Genomic DNA, 19,518 nt, shown 5'->3' on the forward strand with positions numbered 1-19,518 from the left:
TAACCTTTCTGTCAGCACCCAACCTATCTTTAATGAAAATTATATGCCTTGTGGCTAATATTCTATAGAGTTTTCTGTCAAAACCCTGTTTGGCTCCGGCCATAGCTCCGCTATGAAAGAAACGCTATGAATACTGCTTCTTCTTCTGCGCCTAAAAAGGCCGAAAATATTCTTTCCATGATCGGGAATACAGCACTGGTTCGGCTTCAAGGGCCTAGCGAGCTGACGGGGTGTAACATCTATGCCAAATGCGAATTTACGAATCCGGGCGGTTCCATCAAGGATAGAGCGGCTCTTTCGATTATTGAAGATGCGGAAGCGCAGGGTTTAATTGCCCCCGGTGGGGTTATTGTTGAAGGCACGACCGGTAATACCGGCATTGGGTTGACCTTGGTGGGAGCAGCCAAAGGGTATCATACCATTATTGTTATGCCGGAAACACAGAGTCAGGAAAAGATAGCAAGCCTTCAAGCATTGGGTGCCGAATTGGTGTTGGTGCCGGAGACCAGTTATTCCAATAGTGCCCATTATGTTCATATGTCGCGGCGGCTGGCTCAAGAAACCGATAACGCCATCTGGGCGAATCAGTTTGATAATCTGGCGAACCGGATGGCGCATATCAAAACGACGTCACAGGAAATCTGGGCGCAGACAGACGGGCAGATTGACGGCTTTGTCTGCGCAGCCGGAACCGGCGGCACCTTTGCCGGAACGGGATTAGGATTAAAAGAGCATAACGCAGATATCGTGGTGGCTTTGGCTGATCCTTATGGCGCAGCTTTATATAATTATTATACCAGCGGTGAATTGCGTGCCGAAGGCCATTCTATTGCAGAAGGTATCGGGCAAAGCCGGATTACCGCCAATCTTGATGGTGCACCCGTGGATGCCCAGTTTTTGATTAGCGATCAGGAAGGTTTGACACAGATTTATCAGCTTCTTCAAAAAGAAGGGCTGTCTGTTGGGCTTTCTTCCGGAATCAATATTGCGGGTGCGATGAAATTGGCAAAAACATTAGGCCCCGGAAAAACAATCGTTACCATTCTTGCAGATTCCGGCTTACGGTATCTGTCTACTTTATATAATCATCATTGGCTGATTGCCCATGATCTTCCGGTTCCAGAATGGTTAGCGAAATAATCATTTTCGATAATGTTATAATTTTTTGGGATTGAACGGTTATAATAGTTACTTTTTCAGGATATATCTTACCGCCCCTATGCCAGATAAACGCCCCATATTTCCAGATAACCAAAGCGGCCAACGCATTAAAGTCGGCCTGACTGGCCTGACTGGTGTGGTATTACTGGTGTCCTTTGCTGCGTTATTACTTAGTTTGGCGCCAAAAGAAGAGCAAAGTCCGGCTACGGTGAATAGTGAAGTCGAGATGGATGCCAATGGCCGCGTTAATCTGGATGTGCTGGAAAAAGATATGCCCCATGACCCTTTGGCTGAATTAGGCGTATCGCCAGGGGGCAGCGTTAAGGTTCCATTGCCGGATATCACAAGCTTGCCAGCCGTAAATCCACAAAATGCAGGCCCTGCTGGGGACGAAGACGTTAATCCGGCGGAAAATAGGCCATAAGCCAATAATCGCTACCCGTGTTTAAAATGCCTTTGGCTGAAGAGAATAATAGATTTTGGCCTTCAAAAGGCTGGATAATAGGCAAAAACCATCAATGAATGGGTTCATCATTGGCCGTTAGGTTCGTCATCACTAACCCTTTAAATCTAGGTTTTTTTCCTTCTTAAAAAGCTGATCTTTTTCTATTTTACCTATTATTTCTCGTTTGTTATTCGAGAATAAACCGTGCATTGCGATGAAAATCGCAGGCTATAAAATTTTTAATAGCCATAATTTTGTTTTAGAGCGATGCTCCTGTTTTTAAGGATTTTTTACTTCTTCTATTATTATTCTTGTTCGTATTATTTTAGCGGCATTCAATCGCCGCATGTAAAAATACTTTGCTGGCTTGCATGAAAAACGGGAGGCTTGTTTATGATACTTAAAAAAGGCTGTATTTTCAGCAAGCCTTGTGAAATTTTTTATATTTCATATGAAGAAGAATATTTCTTGGGCATGCTTCGTTCATCTTGGATGAAAGCCATATTTTCATGACTAAATCAATAACTGTAAAAACTTTTTTCACGGTAAATATATTTATATTTTAAGAATTTTTATTTTTTTAAAATTAAAGTTTAATTTTTTATTAAAATTAGGAATTTAAAAAATTAAAACGCTTATTATTTTTACAGTTCATATTCTATTTATAACCGTTACGCTATAAATGCCGGTTATTTTTAACAGCCTTACTTTTAACCCTGACATAAAATATAAAAATCGTTATTTTTCATATGCTTATTCAATGAAGTTCAAAAATATCTCTTTTTTTTGTAAAGTGGTTTTAATCCCACTTGTCCGCCTTATACGGCTATGATACCCCAAGAAGAATAGTTAATAATTCCATTCATTTAAATAATGATATTGATCAGATAGGGTAGGGCGTTGTCGGCTTTGGCTTTCTATTATGGAGAGAATAAAAGAAATTTTGTTTCCAACAGAAAAAAATGCTTTGCGCCCGCGCTTGATGCAACAAAATCCAAATATAACTTAATATTATATAATAATGACAATCTATTCGACGAATTTAATTCTTTTGGTCATTTTATAATCAAAATGTTCATGTCGTTATGCGGATTGTATCATTATATTTTTAAACAGATCGGTTTTCAGTCTGCTTTACCTTTTTCATCTGGTTACAAACAAATCATCTGCAAAAAATTGAATGGCGTTTTTCTTTCTATCTCCTTTTTCTTTTTCCGATTGTGTTTTTCCGAAGTGATACAGCTTTTTTCAATGAACCGCTTACTCTCCTGTCAGACGGAAGGTCTGGTATGACCTCTGACAACTTTTTAGCCCCCCATATCCCTGTTCTTCTGGATGAAGTGATTGCGGCCCTCAATCCAACTGCAGGCGGTACTTATATTGACGGAACTTTTGGCGCCGGTGGATATAGCCGCGCCATCTTGGAAAAAGCCGATAATCAGGTGATCGCTTTTGATCGCGATCCCGATGCTATTCGGGAAGGCGCTGCGCTGGTTGAAGCCAGTGAAGGGCGGCTTCGTCTGATCAATGACTGTTTTTCTAACATTGGTTACCATCTCGACAATCTTGGCATTGATACCGTTGACGGTCTCGTTTTTGATATCGGCGTTTCTTCGATGCAGATAGATCGCCCTGAACGTGGCTTTTCCATTCAGGGTAACGGTCCATTGGATATGCGGATGGCGCAAGAAGGGCTTTCGGCCGAAGAATTCCTGAATAATGCGCAGGAAAGTGAGATTGCCGATGTGCTTTATCTTTATGGAGAAGAAAGACAATCCCGCCGTGTGGCTCGGGCTATTGTTGCAGCGCGTCCGTTAGAGACAACTTTTGAATTGGCGAATGTCATCAGACATTCTCTTGGCTATCGCTCGCATGATAAAAAAGATCCGGCAGTTCACTGTTTCCAAGCTATCCGTATCCATTTGAACCATGAATTAGACGAGTTGAAGGAAGGTCTACAAACAGCCGAGCGCGTTCTTAAGCCGCATGGATGTTTAGCTGTTGTGACTTTCCACAGTCTTGAAGACCGTATCGTCAAGCATTTCATGAAGGAACATGCCGGTCAGTCCGGACAGGTTTCCCGTCATCAGCCTTTAATTCCGATAGAGAAACCCGTTTTTTTCTCAAAACCCGCTCGCCCTGTCAAAGCAGGGGAGGCGGAACTCGCCCGTAACCCAAGGGCGCGTTCGGCAACACTTCGTGCTGTCTATCGGACAGAAACGCCTTATTCGGGAAAAGACGAAAATATTTCCCAGCTGGACCACAATACCCCGCGTTCACGGAGAAAATCGGCATGATAGTCACAAGGCATTTTCGCGCTATTTGTTTGGTCGGGTTGTGCTGCATCGCAGCCTTGATCTGCTATATGATTACGCAGCGGGTATCTCTTGAAAGACGGGCGCTTTTACGCACTGAGCGGGAAATTGTGAATTTGCGGCAGAGTATTCGCCATCTCCAGACCGAAAAAGATACACTGGCACGTTCCGATCAGATTGATCGTTGGAATGCGGAAGCCTTCGCGCTTGTTTCACCAACGATAAGCCAGTTCGTTTCTGAAGATGCGCAGTTGGCCATGCAGGATAATGTGGGTGACGTCCCAGCGGCATCCCATAACGAAGATGCGGCTTTCCGTCAGGCAAGCTACATGGTACCGACGCGACGTGAGCCTTCATCTGCCGCCTATAATGCAGCCGCTACACGGAAAGTGGAGGCAACACATTCAGTCGCAGCTTCTGAAACAACCCTTGCGCCTCCGGCAGCAACGCAGGCTTCTGCTCGGATTTTCTCATCGGATGTAATGAAGAGTGAAAATAGCGCAATGACTAAAGCTTCGGCTTTGTCATTTAGAAGCAATCATTATAGCAAGATACAAGCTGTCCGGTGATTACCCGTTTTAAGTCTAAGAAGGCATTATCCAGCACAGATATTCTTACCAATAGCCATATCCGGCTTATGGTGTTGCTTATCATTTTTTGCTTTGGCATTGCTGGTGTCATTGCCAAATTGGTATGGCTTGTTTTTATTACCGGCTGGGGTGTCGAAGAGCGCCGTCATCCGCCGGTAGCGCCGTTGCAGGCTCGTGCCGACATTGTTGACCGTAATGGCCGGACATTAGCGCGCACCATCGACGTTTGGTCTATCGGGATACATCCCCGCACTTTACAGGCCAATCATATCAGCGATCCTGATATTCTTGCCGCCAATCTAGCGGCATTACTGCCCGAACGAACAGCCGACGAATATCGGAAAATTTTGCGTTCCAATCGTAGTTTTGTGTTTCTACGTCGTCATGCCTCGCCTGAATTGGTGCGAGCGCTGAATATGCTGGGTGAACCCGCGATTGATTTTTTACATGAGCCGTCCCGCTTATATCCTGAAGGGACTTTATGCGCGCATGTCATCGGGTGGATTGGCGAAGATGGTCATGGTCAATCCGGTATGGAGTTCAGCTTTGATAAAGAGCTGACTGATCCAAAAAGACAATCAGAGCCTTTGGCCTTGTCTATTGATATTCGGGTACAGGCCGCTGTTGAAAAATCACTGGCGGCGGCGATGCAGAAATATAGCGCTGAAGGTGCCAGCGCGATTGTTCTGGATGTCGATACCGGAGAAGTATTGGCAATGGCTTCTCTTCCGAATTTCAACCCAAATGACCGAAGTAGTTCTGACCCTACGGCCTTTGATAATAAGGCGACGCTTTCAGTTTACGAATTAGGATCTACTTTTAAACCGCTTACGATGGCAACTGCGCTACAGGATGGGGTCGTTACCTCTTTGGCGAAGCGTTATGACGCGACCGAGCCTTTGGCTGTTGGGCGTTTCCATATTCATGATGAGCATGCCCAGAAAAGATGGCTCGATGTGCCTGAAACCTTGGTGCATTCATCCAACATTGTGACTGCCCGTATTGCAGATGAGTTGGGCCCTGAAAGAATGCAGGCGATGTTCCGGAATCTGAATTTCGATCATCGTCCGGCGATTGAGTTAGCAGCAAAAGGTCGGCCTATCTGGCCAGCTTATTGGGCGAGAACTACCGTGATGACGACCGGTTATGGTCATGGTATTGCCGTTACGCCTTTGCATTTGACTAGTGCCTATGCTGCACTTGTGAATGGTGGGGTATGGCGACCAGCAACCCTGTTAAAACGCAATCCAGACTATCGTCCAGATGGCAGCCGACAAATTATTTCTGGTCAAAATAGTGCGACAATGCGGCGCTTGTTACGCTTGGTCGTGACAGATGGTACGGGACGGAAAGCCAATGCACCGGGATTTCGCGTTGGGGGTAAAACCGGAACAGCAGATAAGGCGGAAAAAGGGCGGTATAACCATGGCGCTCGTATTTCGACTTTTGCGGCAGCCTTTCCGATGGATACGCCCCGTTATGCGATTGTCGCGATGCTTGATAACCCGCAAGGAATCGCTGAAACGGGCGGTTATGCAACGGCGGGTATGGTGACGGCTCCGATGGTTGGCGATATTGTCCAGCATATTGGCCCTTTACTGGGTGTTATTCCTGACCCAAAGCGAGATCTTGATCTTACCGATTTACGGGCTTTGTTATGGAAACCAGCGGCGAAAAAAGAATGACGGGCACAGAAAAAAAACTGGGATTGTTGGCCTCCGATTACGGACTTAGCGCAATAGAAAAAGACTATCCTGTCCTTGGTTGTGCTGTGGATAGCCGAAAAGTCGAGGCAGGCTTTATTTTTGGAGCCTTTCCCGGAACAACGGTGAACGGGGAAGATTTTATAGAAAAGGCCATTTTGGCCGGAGCGATTGCAATAGTCGCGCGTCCAGAAGTCAATATTGACGGTGCGGTTCATCTGGCTGCGGAGAATCCAAGGCAGGCTTTCGCTGAAATAGCCGCCCATTTTTATGCGCCTTTTCCTCCTGTTATGGCTGCGGTAACGGGCACGAATGGTAAAACATCCGTTGCTGAATTATGCCGTCAACTTTGGACAATGGCAGGGCATAAGGCCGCTTCTATTGGGACGTTGGGGGTTATTACAGAAAACACCCAATATTCATTGGGTATGACCACGCCGGATATCGTGACTTTTCTTTCCGGTTGCGCCGATTTAGCAAAATCGGGCGTTTCTCATTTAATTTTTGAAGCTTCCAGCCACGGCTTGGATCAATACAGAAGCGATGGCGCAAAAGTTATTGCGGGGGCGTTTACCAGTTTTTCTCGCGACCATCTGGACTACCATGAAACGATGGAACGCTATCTTGAAGCTAAGCTGAGGCTGTTTGATGAGCGCGTTGCACTGGACGGCACAGCTGTTGTTTGGGCTGATGATCCTGCGGCAGAGACCGTTATTGCCCATATCCGCAAACGCGGTCTGAATTTAATCGATATTGGGAAAAATGCCGAAGCTATCCGTATTCTTGACGTGCAAGCGGATAGTAAAGGGCAGGATATTACTCTGTCTATCAAGGATAAGCCGTATCAAATTCGTCTGCCATTAATTGGAGGCTATCAGCTTTCCAATGCTTTGGTCGCGGCGGGATTAGTTATGGCGACAGGCGGCGATGTTGAAGAGACGATGGCGGCCTTGTCTAGATTAAAGCCTGTCAGAGGGCGGCTGGAACGGGCAACTGATACAGAACAGGGTGCTGAAATATATGTCGATTACGCCCATACACCGGACGGTTTGCGGGCAGCGATTGAAGCTTTAAGACCGCATACCGAAGGTCGTCTTTTGGTTGTTTTTGGTGCTGGTGGTGATCGTGACCGTGGCAAAAGACCAGAAATGGCAAAAATTGCAGCCAGCTTGGCCGATCATGTGATTGTTACCGATGATAACCCCCGTGGCGAGGATGCTGCTGCTATCCGAAAAGAGGTTCTTGTCGGAGCACCTTTAGCCGAAGAAATAGGCGGGCGGAAAAAGGCTATTTTTTCTGCTGTCAGACAAGCTCATAAGGGCGACATTGTTCTAATCGCTGGTAAAGGGCATGAGCAGGGCCAGATTATAGGCCGCGGAGATGATATGCGGGTTTTACCTTTCGATGATGTAACTGTAGCCAAAAAGGCCGTTTTATGAAGGCTTTATGGCAATCCGAAGCTATTGCAAAAGCAGTAGAGGGCAAGGCTTCGGCCCATTTCTCTGTGCGTAATGTCGCCTTTGATTCTCGTGAAATTCGAGATAGAGATTTGTTTTTTGCTTTGAAAGGGGCAGAATCTGACGGTCACCGCTATGTCGATGTTGCTTTTCAGAATGGAGCAGCAGGGGCAGTTGTCATGTCGCCGGTGCCTTATCCTCATATTCTCGTGAAAGACAGCTATCAGGCATTGAAGGCTTTGGGGATTGCATCGAGAAAGCGCAATCACGGCAAGATTATCGGTATTACTGGATCAGTCGGGAAGACCAGCACCAAGGAATCCCTACGTTTAGCTTTAGAACGAAGTGCACCGGGGAAAGTCCATTATTCCCTTAAAAGCTATAACAATCATGTCGGTGTGCCGCTTAGCCTTGCCCGTATGCCGGAAGATAGTCGTTTCGGTATTTTCGAAATGGGTATGAACCACGCGGGTGAGTTATCTGAATTAACCGATATAGTTCGTCCTGATGTCGCTTTAATTACGGCGATTGCGCCTGCACATGCGGCTTTCTTCAAAGATGAGACGGCTATTGCCGAAGCCAAGAGCGAAATATTCGAAGGGCTTTCATCGGGGGGCATTGCGATAATTCCCCATGATTCACCTTATCGTGATTTGTTAACGGCCAAAGCCAAAGAAAAAAATGCGGAGATCCGTAGTTTTGGTTTTGAAGAAGGGGCAACGATCCGCGCCCAAAATATTGTTCGTGAATCAGATGGCCGTGTTTTGATAACGGCCGCGGTGCGTGATCGGCAATTGGTCTTTTCAATGGGGATGGCCGCCGAGCATTGGGTTTCGAATGCGATGGCTGTTTTAGCCATTGTTGATGCCGTTGGCGGTGATTTGGCGCTGGCCAGTTTGGCATTGGGTGATATCACCGGCTTTCATGGGCGGGGGCAACGTTTTGATGTTCCTGTCGGAGAGGGCAAGGCGACTGTTATTGACGAGAGCTATAATGCCAATCCGGCCTCGATGACGGCGACGATCAAGGCTTTGGAAAATGAGCCAAAAGATAAAAGACGTATCGTCTTATTGGGCGATATGCTGGAATTAGGGCGGAATTCTGCCGATTATCATCGGGCTTTGGCCGATCCATTGACCCATGCAGAAATTGACCATGTTTTATTGGTTGGTGAGGAAATGAAAGCGCTGGCACAAGATTTGGCCGGCAAAATCACCTGTGACTGGGTTGCTGATGCCGGACAGGCAAAAGAAGCAATTTCGGCCTTGTTGAAGGCAGATGATATTTTGTTGATTAAAGGGTCGAATAGTCTGGGATTATCCGCAGTGGTTTCGTCTCTTTCGGAAAAGGGCTGTGCATGTTCTATTTGATTGCCTCTGCGGAAGGGTTCTCCCGATTATTTAACCTGTTCCGCTATATTACTTTCCGGACAGGGGCTGCCGCGATTACTGCCTTGTTGATCGGATTGATTTTTGGCCCTCGCTTTATCGGCTGGATGCGTATCCATCAGCATAAAGGGCAACCTATTCGGAGTGATGGCCCAAAAACCCATCTGGCAAAGGTCGGCACCCCAACCATGGGTGGGCTGATGATTTTGATAGCGGTTTCGATATCGCTTTTGCTTTGGATGGATTTTTATGATCGTTACGTCTGGGCATGTATTGCCGTGATGTTGGGTTTTGGTGTGATCGGCTTTATTGACGATTATGACAAAGTAACCCAGAATTCTGCCCGTGGTGTTTCGGGGAAAGTTCGGCTTTTATGGGAATTTGCGCTCGCCTTTTTTGCCTGTTATTTGATTTTGAAAGACGGCAATACCCAGCTTTATCTGCCTTTTTATAATGGCCCTGTGATTGATCTTGGGTGGTTTTATTATCCCTTTGCCGCTTTTGTGATTGTAGGCACGGCCAATTCCGTCAACTTAACCGATGGTCTGGATGGTTTGGCAACGATGCCGGTGATTATCGCTAGCCTTGCCTTTTTCGTTATCAGCTATGTGGTTGGTAATGCAGTTTTCGCCCATTATCTGGGTATTCCTCATGTCCCCGGTGCCGGAGAGTTAACGATTTTAACGGGTGCCATCATCGGCGCGGGCTTTGCCTTCCTATGGTTTAATGCGCCTCCTGCAGCGATTTTTATGGGCGATACGGGTAGTCTGGCTTTGGGTGGATCCCTTGGCACCATTGCGGTCGCGACCCATCATGAAATTGTGTTAGGGATTGTTGGCGGTCTTTTCGTCGCAGAAGCTTTGTCGGTCATTATTCAGGTGGGCTTCTATAAACGCTTTAAACGGCGCGTTTTCCGCATGGCACCGCTCCACCATCATTTTGAACAACTGGGCTGGTCTGAACCAACTGTGGTTATCCGTTTTTGGATTATCAGTTTTGCTTTGGCTTTGCTCGGTTTAGCAACGTTGAAACTAAGATGATTACTAGCCCCGTTTTTTCCGGTCAGTTCTATGCTGTTTTAGGATTGGCGCGTTCCGGTATGGCAACCGTTGCTGCTCTGTTGGCGTCTGGTGCCAAGGTTATGGCATGGGATAATAATCCCGACAGCCGGAACCGCTTGGAGCAGCAATATGAAGCGGCCATTGGCGAAGGGCAACTTATTATTGCTGATCCGATGATTGCCGATATTTTCGGAGTGTCTGCCTTTGTGGTTTCCCCAGGTATTCCGATCAATCGCCATCCGATAGCAACGCTTGCCAAAGAAACGGGTATCCCGATTATTGGTGATATCGAATTATTTGCCCAAGCTCATGATTTTTGGGAACGGCATGGTCGTCATTGTCCAGTGATTGGGATTACCGGCACTAACGGGAAATCGACGACAACTGCCCTTATTCATCATATTTTGAAAGAGGCGGGTATCCCGTCTCTTATGGGCGGGAATATTGGGTTACCGTTATTGGCTGCCGATCCGTTACCCGATGGTGGTATCTATGTATTGGAATTATCCAGCTATCAGATTGATCTGACCTTTACCCTTGATTGCGATATTGCCGTTTTGACCAATGTTACCCCTGATCATTTGGATCGACATGGTGGTTTTGAAGGCTATCGTAAGGCTAAAGAGCGGTTGTTTCTGCTACAATCATCGCCGCATTATGCTGTGATTGCGACAGATGACATTCCCAGTCAGGTTATTGCCAAACAATCCGCTGCCCATTTGGTAACGGTGCATGCTGATAATGTGCCTTTGGCAGAACAACTGACTTGGCCAAATTTGCAGGGCCCGCATAACGCCCAAAATGCGGTTTTGGCGATTGCCGTAATGCATATTTTGGGTATTTCGGATGAGGTTACCTCAAAAGCTATGGTGAGCTATTCGGGCTTGCCGCATCGGATGCAGAAGGTCGGAGAACGTCGAGGTGTTCTTTTCGTCGATGATTCCAAGGCAACCAATGCGATGGCAACAGCGCCCGCTTTGGCTGCCTTCCCGGCTATTCATTGGATATTAGGGGGCGTGCCGAAAACGGCAGACCTTGATCCTTGTAAACCCTTCTTTAACCATATCCGGCAGGCTTATACCATTGGTCAAGCCGGGCCAGATTATGCCGAATTGCTTCGTGAAGCGGGTGTGAAGGTTGTGGAATGCGGTGATCTTGAAAATGCCGTTAAATTGGCAGCGAAAGAGGCTCAGCCTGAAGAAGTTGTGATGTTGACTCCAGCTTGTGCGTCTTTTGATCAATTCAGCGATTATGAGGCCAGAGGGCGCGCATTCAAAACAATAGTGGAGGCTCTTGATTAAAATGGGGTCTATGCACCATTCTCGCCCCGATCCGGCCAAGGAATTGGCTGGGACAGAACGCAGAAAAGGAAAAACGCGGGAAGATGCCAAAAATCAGAGATTTGGCCGTGCCGATCGTTCTGCTTTTGGGCGATGGTTTTGGGAAATTGATCGGTTCCAGCTTTTCTTGATTTCTCTTTTGATTGCGGTTGGCATTATTGCAGTGGCCGCCGCATCGCCTGCTATTTCAGCACAAGAGGGTAAGCCGGCCTTTTACTATTTTACCCGACAGATATTCTGGTGCGCTATTGGGATACCAGTCATGATTGGTATTTCCATGGCACCGAAAGACCTAGCCCGCCGCGCCTGTATTCTGGGAGCGGCCATCTGTTTTTTTCTGTTGCTGCTTGTGCCTTTTTTAGGGGTGGAAGTGAATGGTGCTAAACGCTGGCTTGGTTTTGGAATGTTTAAAATCCAGCCTTCAGAATTTTTGAAGCCTTTTTTTGTGGTCACAATGGCATGGCTATTATCCTTTCGTTTTAAGGATAAATCGTTACCCGTCATTCCTATTTCGATGATATTCGTGATTATTATTGGCGCATTGCTGATGAAACAGCCGGATTTCGGGCAGACAGTTATCTTTGGAACTGTCTGGCTAATCTTGTTAATCTTATCAGGTATTCCAATTTTATGGATGATCGGTCTTGGCGCGCTGGGTTTCATTGGTGTTCTGGCCGCGTATCAATTCTATTCGGTTGCCCATACGCGGATTGATGCCTTTTTGAATGGCACCGGCGATCACTATCATGTCGATCGTGCTATGGCGACGTTGACCAATGGCGGTTTTGTTGGCGTTGGCCCTGGAAGTGGCATTGAAAAATTCCGGTTACCAGAAGCGCATAATGACTATATTTTCTCCGTTATCGGTGAAGAATTTGGCCTTTTGGCCTGTATTATTATTGCCCTTATATATGGAACTATTGTTATAAGGGTTTTTAGACGCCTGCTTGGCGAAGATAACGGCTTTCTGTTATTGGCCTCTGCGGGTCTTGCAACTCAGTTCGGGTTGCAGGCTTTAATCAACATGGCGGTGAATGTGCAGTTACTGCCTTCAAAAGGGATGACCTTACCATTTATCAGTTATGGTGGGTCTTCTCTGGTCGCCATGTCTATCGGTTTTGGATTGTTACTGGCTTTTACCCGTCGCAATCCCTATCTCGCCCGATCAACCTATCTTCCGAAATGGCAGCAAAAATGAATGGCAGCCGACAATATATTCTCGCCGCTGGTGGTACAGGCGGCCATATGATTCCAGCCCACGCATTGGCTGTAGAGTTGATGCGTCGTGGTCATCATGTGGCTTTGATTACTGATGAAAGAGGGACGCGTTTTCCCGATCTTTTTAAAGATGTTCAAATCCATCAGCTTCCTGCCGGACGGCTAACGGGCGGTGTCAAAGGCCTATTTCAGGCGATGCGCAATATCTGGGCTGGGCGAGAGCGCGCCTTAACACTGTACGAAAATTTCACACCCGCTGCGGTTGTCGGTTTCGGGGGATATCCAGCGTTACCAGCTTTGTTAGCGGCATTTAGGGCGAAAATTCCGACAGTTATTCATGAACAGAATGCTGTAATGGGGCGAACAAATCGCTTTCTCGCGGGAAAAGTGGACGCCATTGCTACCGCTTATCATCAGGTTGATCGGTTAAAAAAACGATATCGTCGGAAAACCGAAGTTACCGGCAATCCCGTGCGTGACGAAGTTTTGTTTTTGCGTGATCTGCCTTATCCGCCATTAAGCGATAACAGCATTTTTCGGATATTGGTTGTCGGTGGTAGTCAAGGCGCCAGCATTCTGTCGGAAGTGGTTCCCGAAGGATTGGGCTTATTGCCGCTTCATCTGAGACGGCGGTTGCAGGTGACTCAACAATGTCGGCCAGAGGATTTGGAAAAAACCCGCGCTCAATATGCAAAATTGGGTATCCCAGCTGATATATCGACTTATATGGCGGATTTGCCGCAGCGTCTGGGTTGGTCACATCTGGTGATTTCACGAGCTGGGGCATCAACGATTGCGGAATTGGGTGTTGCCGGAAGACCGGCTCTTCTTATTCCTTATCCGGCAGCGATGGATAACCATCAATATGCCAATGCCCGTGAGTTAGTTTCTGCTGGTGGAGCGCGTTTGATCGACCAGCGTCGGTTCAATCCTTTCGAGCTGGCAAAACAGATTCAAAAAATGGCCTTGGAGCCTTCTGCCTTGAAAAATGCGGCAGCAAGGGCAAGGCAGGTCGGTTATCCCGATGCCGTTGAAAAGCTGGCAGATCTGGTCGAACAGGCCGGAGGCGATACGCCGGATCAAAATTTGGATCAGGATAATTCTGCTTTGAATGAAAATATAGAAGGAGCGGTTGCATGAAGGGTGTCGGCACGGATATCGGCCGAATTCATTTCGTCGGGATTGGGGGTATCGGCATGTCCGGTATCGCCGAAGTAATGCATAATCTCGGCTATCAGGTTCAAGGTTCTGATATTTCAGAAGGCTATAGTGTCGATGCTTTGCGCCAGATGGGCATAAAAGTGCTGATCGGGCATCATGCCGAGAATGTAAAAGATGCGGCGGTTGTTGTTGTATCGAGTGCCATTCATCGCGGTAATCCCGAAGTTGAAGCTGCCCTTGAAAACCGTATTCCGGTTGTCCGCCGTGCAGAAATGTTGGCTGAATTAATGCGGTTAAAATCTACGGTTGCCGTGGCAGGCACCCATGGGAAGACAACCACGACTTCTATGGTTGCAGCCTTGTTAGATGCGGGTGGCATTGATCCTACCGTTATTAATGGCGGCATTATCAATAGCTACGGCTCTAATGCGCGTTTGGGCGATTCCGATTGGATGGTTGTCGAAGCCGATGAAAGCGATGGTAGCTTCCTGCGTTTGGACGGAACGCTGGCGATTGTTACCAATATTGATCCTGAACATCTGGATCATTATGGTTCATTCGAAAAAGTGCAGGATGCCTTCGTTGAATTTGTTTCCAACGTGCCTTTTTATGGGGCGGCTTTCCTTTGTATCGATCACCCCGTAGTGCAATCAATCCTGCCACGTATTCGTGACCGCCGGATTGTAACCTATGGCTTTTCTGCCCAAGCGGATATCCGTGCGACAGATATTACGCCTGTTACCGGTGGAAATCGTTTTACAGCCGTTATTCGTAGCCGTGACGGTGATACCCGCCGGATCGAGAATATCTTTTTACCGATGCCCGGTCGGCATAATATTCAAAATGCGTTGTCGGCGATCGGTGTTGCGTTAGAATTTTCAATTCCTGATGCCGCCATCATTGATGGTTTTGCCCGCTTTGGCGGCGTAAAACGGCGTTTTTCCCGTGTCGGTGAAATCAAAATCGGCAAAGGCAGCGTATTGGTTATTGATGACTATGGTCATCATCCAGTCGAAATAAAGGCGGTTTTATCCGCTGCACGGGAAAGTGCCCAGCAGCGTGTTATCGCCGTCGTACAGCCGCATCGTTTTTCTAGATTGCATGATCTGATGACCGAATTCCAAAGCGCCTTCAATGATGCCGATATGGTCTTTGTTGCGCCGGTTTATGCCGCGGGTGAAAAGCCGATAGAAGGGGTCGATTCCCAAGCCTTGGTTTCGGGTTTGAAACAGCATGGGCATCGTTTTGCGCAAGCCGTGGATTCGCCCCGTTCTTTAGCGATTGCATTAGCCGATACGATCAAAGCTGATGACATTATTATTTGTCTTGGCGCTGGCGATATTACTAAATGGGCAGCAGGTCTTGCTGCAGATATTACCTCAATCAGAGAGGTGCATCACTTATGACGACTGTTTCTTCAAGCAAATTACCTTCCATTCGTGGCGAGATAGAAGCCAACGCACCCTTGGCTCCGCTGACATGGTTTCGGGTCGGCGGCAATGCGGAATGGCTGGTTAGCCCCTATGATACCGAGGATTTATCTGATTTTCTGAAAAAAATTGATCCGGAGATGCCGGTCAGAACATTGGGTATTGGTTCCAATGTTATTATTCGGGATGGTGGTGTTTCGGGTGTCATTATCCGTTTACCTCGCCGTTTTTCATGGATCAAAAGAGAAGAAGGTAACCGTCTTCGCTGCGGTGGTTCGACTTTGGGCATGATGATTTCGAAGGTGGCCGCCGATGAATTCTTGACTGATCTGGAATTTATGCGCGGCATCCCCGGTTCTATCGGTGGTATGATCCGCATGAATGCCGGTGCTTATGGCGGCGATATTTCCAAGATTCTGTTACAGGTTACCCTTGTCCGCCGGAACGGGGCGATTGAAATTTGGCCAGTTGAAAAACTGAATTTTGCCTATCGCTATTCAGAGTTGTCAGAAGATGCGATTGTGACCGAAGCCCTTTTTCAAGGTCGGGAAGGTGACAAGGCAAAGATCGAAGCCCAGATGGCAAAAATTATTGCCGAGCGAGAATCTAGCCAGCCGGTTCGCAGCCGGACAGGGGGCTCTACCTTTAAAAATCCAGAAGGCCATAAGGCATGGCAGCTTATTGATGAAGCGGGTTGTCGTGGTTTAAAAATCGGGGATGCGCAAGTATCAGAAATGCATGCGAATTTTCTGTTGAATCTGGGTGATGCAACCGCTGCCGATATTGAAAATCTGGGCGAAGAAGTGCGGGCGCGAGTGAAAGCCAAATTCGGCATTAGTCTTGAATGGGAAATTAAGCGCATCGGTCATAAAGCCGATGGAGATAAGGCATGACCGGAAAGAAACATGTCGTTGTTTTGATGGGCGGATGGTCATCAGAACGCGAAATTTCTCTTTTGTCAGGCACCAATGTTGGAAAAGCGTTGGAGACTGCTGGTTATCGGGTGACGCTGCTTGATATGGATCGCGATATCGCGTTCAAGCTTCAGGAAGCCAAGCCGGATGTTGTGTTTAATGCGCTCCATGGCACCCCCGGTGAAGATGGCAGTATTCAGGGCTTGATGGATTTAATGGGCATTTGTTACACCCATTCGGGTCTAACGGCTTCGGCTATTGCCATTGATAAAGAGCTGACCAAAAAGATTTTAACCCCTGATCATATTCCAATGCCCACGGGAGTGGTCGTTTCGCGGGAAAGTCTTTATCAAAAAGATCCTCTGCCGCGTCCTTATGTTTTGAAACCGGTCAATGAAGGTTCTTCTGTCGGGGTGGCTATTATTGATAAAGATTTCAATGATGGGCAGCCTATTCGGAAAGATCAAAAAGGCCCGTGGCAGAATTTTAAGACGCTTTTAGCTGAATCTTTCATCAAAGGGCGTGAGCTAACGGTAGCCGTCATGGGTGATAAAGCTTTGGCTGTGACCGAGTTATGCCCGAATAACGGATTTTATGATTATCAGGCCAAATATACGGATGGCATGACGACCCATATTTGTCCTGCCGATATTCCGGAAGAAATCGCGGACGCGGCGATGGCGATGGCGTTAAAGTCACATCAACTTTTGGGGTGCCGAGGCCCGTCCCGTTCAGATTTCCGCTGGGATGATGAGGCGGGATTGCAAGGATTGTTCTTGCTGGAAGTTAACACCCAGCCCGGCATGACGCCCTTGAGTTTGGTGCCGGAACAGGCAAAGCAGCTTGGTATCGATTATGTTGGTTTATGCCGGATGATTGTTGAAGAAGCCTTGGCTGAACCGTCTTTGTCCCAGATAAAATCACAAGAAACCAAAATGGCAGGACAGAGTGGCTAAAGCAGCACGTAGGACAAAGTCGACACCGGCAAGACGTTCCGCAAGGCCTCGCGCCCGCCAATCCGGTGCGGCGCCCCGTCATCCCAAGCGGCCTATCAAGAGTAATGAGAATATAACCCTGCCTACATGGTTAGGGTTTCTTTCTCATCCGTTATTAAAACGGCTTTTGCGTCAATTTCTGATTATTTTGGTTATTATCGGATTTTTTGCGGGGCTGTGGGCTGCCCGTTGGCCGCAATTATTGGCGACTAAAACGGGTGAGTATTTGGGACGGCAGGGATTTTCTGTCCGTCATGTCGAAATTGTCGGGCTGCATCATATGGATCGCCAAGCCATTTACGATATTGCTTCTACTCAACAAAATTTGGCTATGCCTTTAGTTGATCTCAATTCTATTCGAGATCGCTTATTGCGCTTTGGCTGGATTGAAGATGCACGTGTATCACGCCGTTGGCCGGATACTTTGGTTGTCGATATCGTTGAACGCAATCCAGCAGCGGTCTGGCAATATCATGGCCATTTGAAACTGGTCGACAATAACGGCATCATTATTTCCGATGTTGATCCTCATGCCTCACCCGATTTACCTTTGGTTATTGGGGCCGGTGCCAATTTGCATCTGGAAGACCTTGGTCATCTTATTGAGGCGGCGCCTTCATTAAAACCGATGATTGATGCGGCTAGCTGGATTGGAAATCGGCGTTGGGATCTTCATTTTGCGTCAGGTGAAACTTTGGCTTTACCGGAAGGGAATGAAGCTGAAGCCGCTTTGGTGCGTTTCTCTCATGTTAACCACGAACATCATTTGTTAGAAAGGGGCTATGTCAAATTCGATATGCGTGTTCCGGGGGCGCCGATTACGGCTAGAATATCACCGGATCCCGTTAAGAAAATGACAAAGCCTGCTAAGGCTGCCGAGCCTTTGATAAGTGATCGAATATGAAGGAACGACATCACAGTATGACGCCGGTAAAAGAAGGCAACCTGATAACCGCACTTGATATCGGTTCTTCTAAAATTTCTGCCCTGATTGTTGAGAAACGGGCGGACAATGTCTTGCAGGTATTGGGCAGCGGTCAGCGCGAGAGCGTTGGGGTTAGGCGCGGCTATCTTTTCGATATGGAATCGACCGAAAAAGCAGTGCGAGAAGCGGTTGAACAGGCGGAACGGATTGCGGGCACCAATATCGAATCTGTCTGGGTTTCTTTTTCTGCAGGCGGGCTGATTTCTGATCTTAGTTCGACTGAAGTCGCTCTGAATGGTCAGAGAATTGAAGAAATCCATATGGAAACCCTGTTAGCAACAGGGCGGGATGCGATTGATCCTGACGGGCATATGGTGCTTCATGCGCAACCCGCGCTTTATACTTTGGATGGGTTAAAGGGCGTTAAAAGTCCGATTGGGCTTTATGCTGATCGGCTGGGCGTTGATATCCACGTTATCGCCGCCGAACCGTCTCCGGTAAGAAATCTTGAATTGGCGGTTCGGTCTGCTCATTTGGAAGTGCAGGCGATTGTTGCCGCGCCAATTGCGGCAGGTATGTCTTGCCTTTTTGAAGAAGAACGGGAATTAGGCGTAGCGCTCGTTGAATTGGGGGCAGGGGTCACCAATGTGTCGCTTTTTGCGGGCGGGTTGCTTGTGGGGTTAGCGTCTATACCGATGGGGGCATCCGATATCACTGATGATATCGCGGCGGCTTTTGGGACAAGGCGGTCGGATGCTGAAAGGCTGAAATGCTTTTACGGTTCGGCGCAAAGCTCACCGCGTGACAATCATGAGATGATTGATGTTGCCCCAATTGCCAATGTTGAAGACGTGATTGATCCACAACGGATAAGTCGGGCGCAATTGATCGGCGTTATCAGGAAACGGCTTGACCATTGGATGAATCATATCGCTGAAGCATTAAAATCTTTGGGATATAATGGTCCTGTCGGACGACAGGTTGTTTTAACAGGGGGAGGTGCAGAATTGAAAGGTATTGCCGATTACGCCCAGGGTGTCTTGGGGCGTTCGGTCAGAATTGGGCGACCACATGGCCTTGTAGGGCTTCCTGATGCGCATAGCGGACCTGCTTTTGCGACTTTAACAGGACTTGTTCTTCATGCGGCTTCGGAACCTTTTGACCTTAGACCGCTTTCTTATAATAATAACATGAGCAGTAAAAACTCTTTGATGGGATCTTTTAAACGTCTTTTTCAGATGTTTCGTCGTGAATATTAAAAATATATTCAAAATTAAGGTTTTATCTCACATTTTTACGTGCTTTTAATGATAGCTTCAGGCAATATAAGGTTTAGTCACTAGGTAACAGGGTGAAATAGCTTTGTTTGGTCAGATCCGGTAATCTTTTCGATAAAGAGTAACTTGTTAAATCCG

The 19,518-nt window shown here is 47.4% G+C and carries 16 protein-coding genes; all 16 read left to right on the forward strand.

The window, feature by feature from the left end; all coding sequences use genetic code 11:
- Window positions 1–126 precede the first annotated feature (126 nt).
- The 16 genes from FBY58_RS04030 to ftsA all read left to right on the forward strand — a co-directional run bounded on the left by FBY58_RS04030 (window position 127) and on the right by ftsA (window position 19,362).
- Window positions 127–1,140 carry a cysteine synthase A gene (locus FBY58_RS04030; RefSeq protein WP_141919602.1) on the forward strand — a complete coding sequence of 338 codons (1,014 nt, stop codon included), beginning with the start codon at window positions 127–129 and terminating at the stop codon, window positions 1,138–1,140.
- 79 nt (window positions 1,141–1,219) lie between these two features.
- Window positions 1,220–1,585: a hypothetical protein gene (locus tag FBY58_RS04035; RefSeq protein WP_141919603.1), complete on the forward strand. Its 366-nt coding sequence runs from the start codon at window positions 1,220–1,222 to the stop codon at window positions 1,583–1,585.
- Between the two features lie 1,310 nt (window positions 1,586–2,895).
- A complete protein-coding gene (gene rsmH, locus FBY58_RS04040; RefSeq protein WP_141919604.1) occupies window positions 2,896–3,903 on the forward strand; it encodes a 16S rRNA (cytosine(1402)-N(4))-methyltransferase RsmH in 1,008 nt (335 codons plus the stop codon).
- The gene (locus tag FBY58_RS04045) at window positions 3,900–4,490 is read left to right on the forward strand and encodes a hypothetical protein (RefSeq protein ID WP_141919605.1); all 591 of its coding nucleotides are present in this window, start codon (window positions 3,900–3,902) and stop codon (window positions 4,488–4,490) included. Before rsmH ends, FBY58_RS04045 begins: the two co-directional genes overlap by 4 nt.
- The gene (locus tag FBY58_RS04050) at window positions 4,487–6,196 is read left to right on the forward strand and encodes a penicillin-binding protein 2 (RefSeq protein ID WP_141919606.1); all 1,710 of its coding nucleotides are present in this window, start codon (window positions 4,487–4,489) and stop codon (window positions 6,194–6,196) included. The genes FBY58_RS04045 and FBY58_RS04050 overlap by 4 nt, the downstream gene beginning before the upstream one ends.
- Complete coding sequence (locus tag FBY58_RS04055; protein WP_141919607.1) at window positions 6,193–7,653, forward strand: UDP-N-acetylmuramoyl-L-alanyl-D-glutamate--2,6-diaminopimelate ligase; 1,461 nt, start codon at window positions 6,193–6,195, stop codon at window positions 7,651–7,653. The genes FBY58_RS04050 and FBY58_RS04055 overlap by 4 nt, the downstream gene beginning before the upstream one ends.
- Window positions 7,650–9,041, forward strand: coding sequence for a UDP-N-acetylmuramoyl-tripeptide--D-alanyl-D-alanine ligase (gene murF, locus FBY58_RS04060; protein WP_141919608.1), 1,392 nt, complete (start codon window positions 7,650–7,652; stop codon window positions 9,039–9,041). The genes FBY58_RS04055 and murF overlap by 4 nt, the downstream gene beginning before the upstream one ends.
- Window positions 9,029–10,099: a phospho-N-acetylmuramoyl-pentapeptide-transferase gene (gene mraY / locus FBY58_RS04065; RefSeq protein ID WP_141919609.1), complete on the forward strand. Its 1,071-nt coding sequence runs from the start codon at window positions 9,029–9,031 to the stop codon at window positions 10,097–10,099. The genes murF and mraY overlap by 13 nt, the downstream gene beginning before the upstream one ends.
- Window positions 10,096–11,421, forward strand: coding sequence for a UDP-N-acetylmuramoyl-L-alanine--D-glutamate ligase (murD, locus tag FBY58_RS04070; RefSeq protein ID WP_141919610.1), 1,326 nt, complete (start codon window positions 10,096–10,098; stop codon window positions 11,419–11,421). Before mraY ends, murD begins: the two co-directional genes overlap by 4 nt.
- Before the next feature lies 1 nt (window position 11,422).
- Entirely contained in the window at window positions 11,423–12,658 is a 1,236-nt protein-coding gene (gene ftsW / locus FBY58_RS04075) for a putative lipid II flippase FtsW (RefSeq protein ID WP_141919611.1), read from the forward strand.
- Window positions 12,655–13,818: an undecaprenyldiphospho-muramoylpentapeptide beta-N-acetylglucosaminyltransferase gene (gene murG / locus FBY58_RS04080; RefSeq protein ID WP_141919612.1), complete on the forward strand. Its 1,164-nt coding sequence runs from the start codon at window positions 12,655–12,657 to the stop codon at window positions 13,816–13,818. Before ftsW ends, murG begins: the two co-directional genes overlap by 4 nt.
- Entirely contained in the window at window positions 13,815–15,245 is a 1,431-nt protein-coding gene (gene murC, locus FBY58_RS04085) for a UDP-N-acetylmuramate--L-alanine ligase (RefSeq protein ID WP_141919613.1), read from the forward strand. Before murG ends, murC begins: the two co-directional genes overlap by 4 nt.
- Window positions 15,242–16,162, forward strand: a complete 921-nt coding sequence (murB, locus tag FBY58_RS04090; protein WP_141919614.1) for a UDP-N-acetylmuramate dehydrogenase — start codon at window positions 15,242–15,244, stop codon at window positions 16,160–16,162. The genes murC and murB overlap by 4 nt, the downstream gene beginning before the upstream one ends.
- The gene (locus tag FBY58_RS04095; protein ID WP_141919615.1) at window positions 16,159–17,139 is read left to right on the forward strand and encodes a D-alanine--D-alanine ligase; all 981 of its coding nucleotides are present in this window, start codon (window positions 16,159–16,161) and stop codon (window positions 17,137–17,139) included. The genes murB and FBY58_RS04095 overlap by 4 nt, the downstream gene beginning before the upstream one ends.
- Entirely contained in the window at window positions 17,132–18,082 is a 951-nt protein-coding gene (locus FBY58_RS04100; protein ID WP_141919616.1) for a cell division protein FtsQ/DivIB, read from the forward strand. Before FBY58_RS04095 ends, FBY58_RS04100 begins: the two co-directional genes overlap by 8 nt.
- Complete coding sequence (ftsA, locus tag FBY58_RS04105) at window positions 18,079–19,362, forward strand: cell division protein FtsA (RefSeq protein ID WP_185738173.1); 1,284 nt, start codon at window positions 18,079–18,081, stop codon at window positions 19,360–19,362. Before FBY58_RS04100 ends, ftsA begins: the two co-directional genes overlap by 4 nt.
- Window positions 19,363–19,518: the final 156 nt, after the last annotated feature.

Origin of the sequence: Zymomonas mobilis, assembly GCF_006715975.1 — a bacterium.
Taxonomy (GTDB): Bacteria; Pseudomonadota; Alphaproteobacteria; order Sphingomonadales; family Sphingomonadaceae; genus Zymomonas; species Zymomonas mobilis_B.

What these genes read in the sequence shown, in the direction of transcription:
- FBY58_RS04030 (WP_141919602.1), top strand. Translation starts at nt 127, where the DNA reads ATGAATACTGCTTCTTCTTCTGCGCCTAAAAAGGCCGAAAATATTCTT.
- FBY58_RS04035 (WP_141919603.1), top strand. Translation starts at nt 1,220, where the DNA reads ATGCCAGATAAACGCCCCATATTTCCAGATAACCAAAGCGGCCAACGC.
- rsmH (WP_141919604.1), top strand. Translation starts at nt 2,896, where the DNA reads ATGACCTCTGACAACTTTTTAGCCCCCCATATCCCTGTTCTTCTGGAT.
- FBY58_RS04045 (WP_141919605.1), top strand. Translation starts at nt 3,900, where the DNA reads ATGATAGTCACAAGGCATTTTCGCGCTATTTGTTTGGTCGGGTTGTGC.
- FBY58_RS04055 (WP_141919607.1), top strand. Translation starts at nt 6,193, where the DNA reads ATGACGGGCACAGAAAAAAAACTGGGATTGTTGGCCTCCGATTACGGA.
- murF (WP_141919608.1), top strand. Translation starts at nt 7,650, where the DNA reads ATGAAGGCTTTATGGCAATCCGAAGCTATTGCAAAAGCAGTAGAGGGC.
- mraY (WP_141919609.1), top strand. Translation starts at nt 9,029, where the DNA reads ATGTTCTATTTGATTGCCTCTGCGGAAGGGTTCTCCCGATTATTTAAC.
- murD (WP_141919610.1), top strand. Translation starts at nt 10,096, where the DNA reads ATGATTACTAGCCCCGTTTTTTCCGGTCAGTTCTATGCTGTTTTAGGA.
- ftsW (WP_141919611.1), top strand. Translation starts at nt 11,423, where the DNA reads ATGGGGTCTATGCACCATTCTCGCCCCGATCCGGCCAAGGAATTGGCT.
- murG (WP_141919612.1), top strand. Translation starts at nt 12,655, where the DNA reads ATGAATGGCAGCCGACAATATATTCTCGCCGCTGGTGGTACAGGCGGC.
- murC (WP_141919613.1), top strand. Translation starts at nt 13,815, where the DNA reads ATGAAGGGTGTCGGCACGGATATCGGCCGAATTCATTTCGTCGGGATT.
- murB (WP_141919614.1), top strand. Translation starts at nt 15,242, where the DNA reads ATGACGACTGTTTCTTCAAGCAAATTACCTTCCATTCGTGGCGAGATA.
- FBY58_RS04095 (WP_141919615.1), top strand. Translation starts at nt 16,159, where the DNA reads ATGACCGGAAAGAAACATGTCGTTGTTTTGATGGGCGGATGGTCATCA.
- ftsA (WP_185738173.1), top strand. Translation starts at nt 18,079, where the DNA reads ATGAAGGAACGACATCACAGTATGACGCCGGTAAAAGAAGGCAACCTG.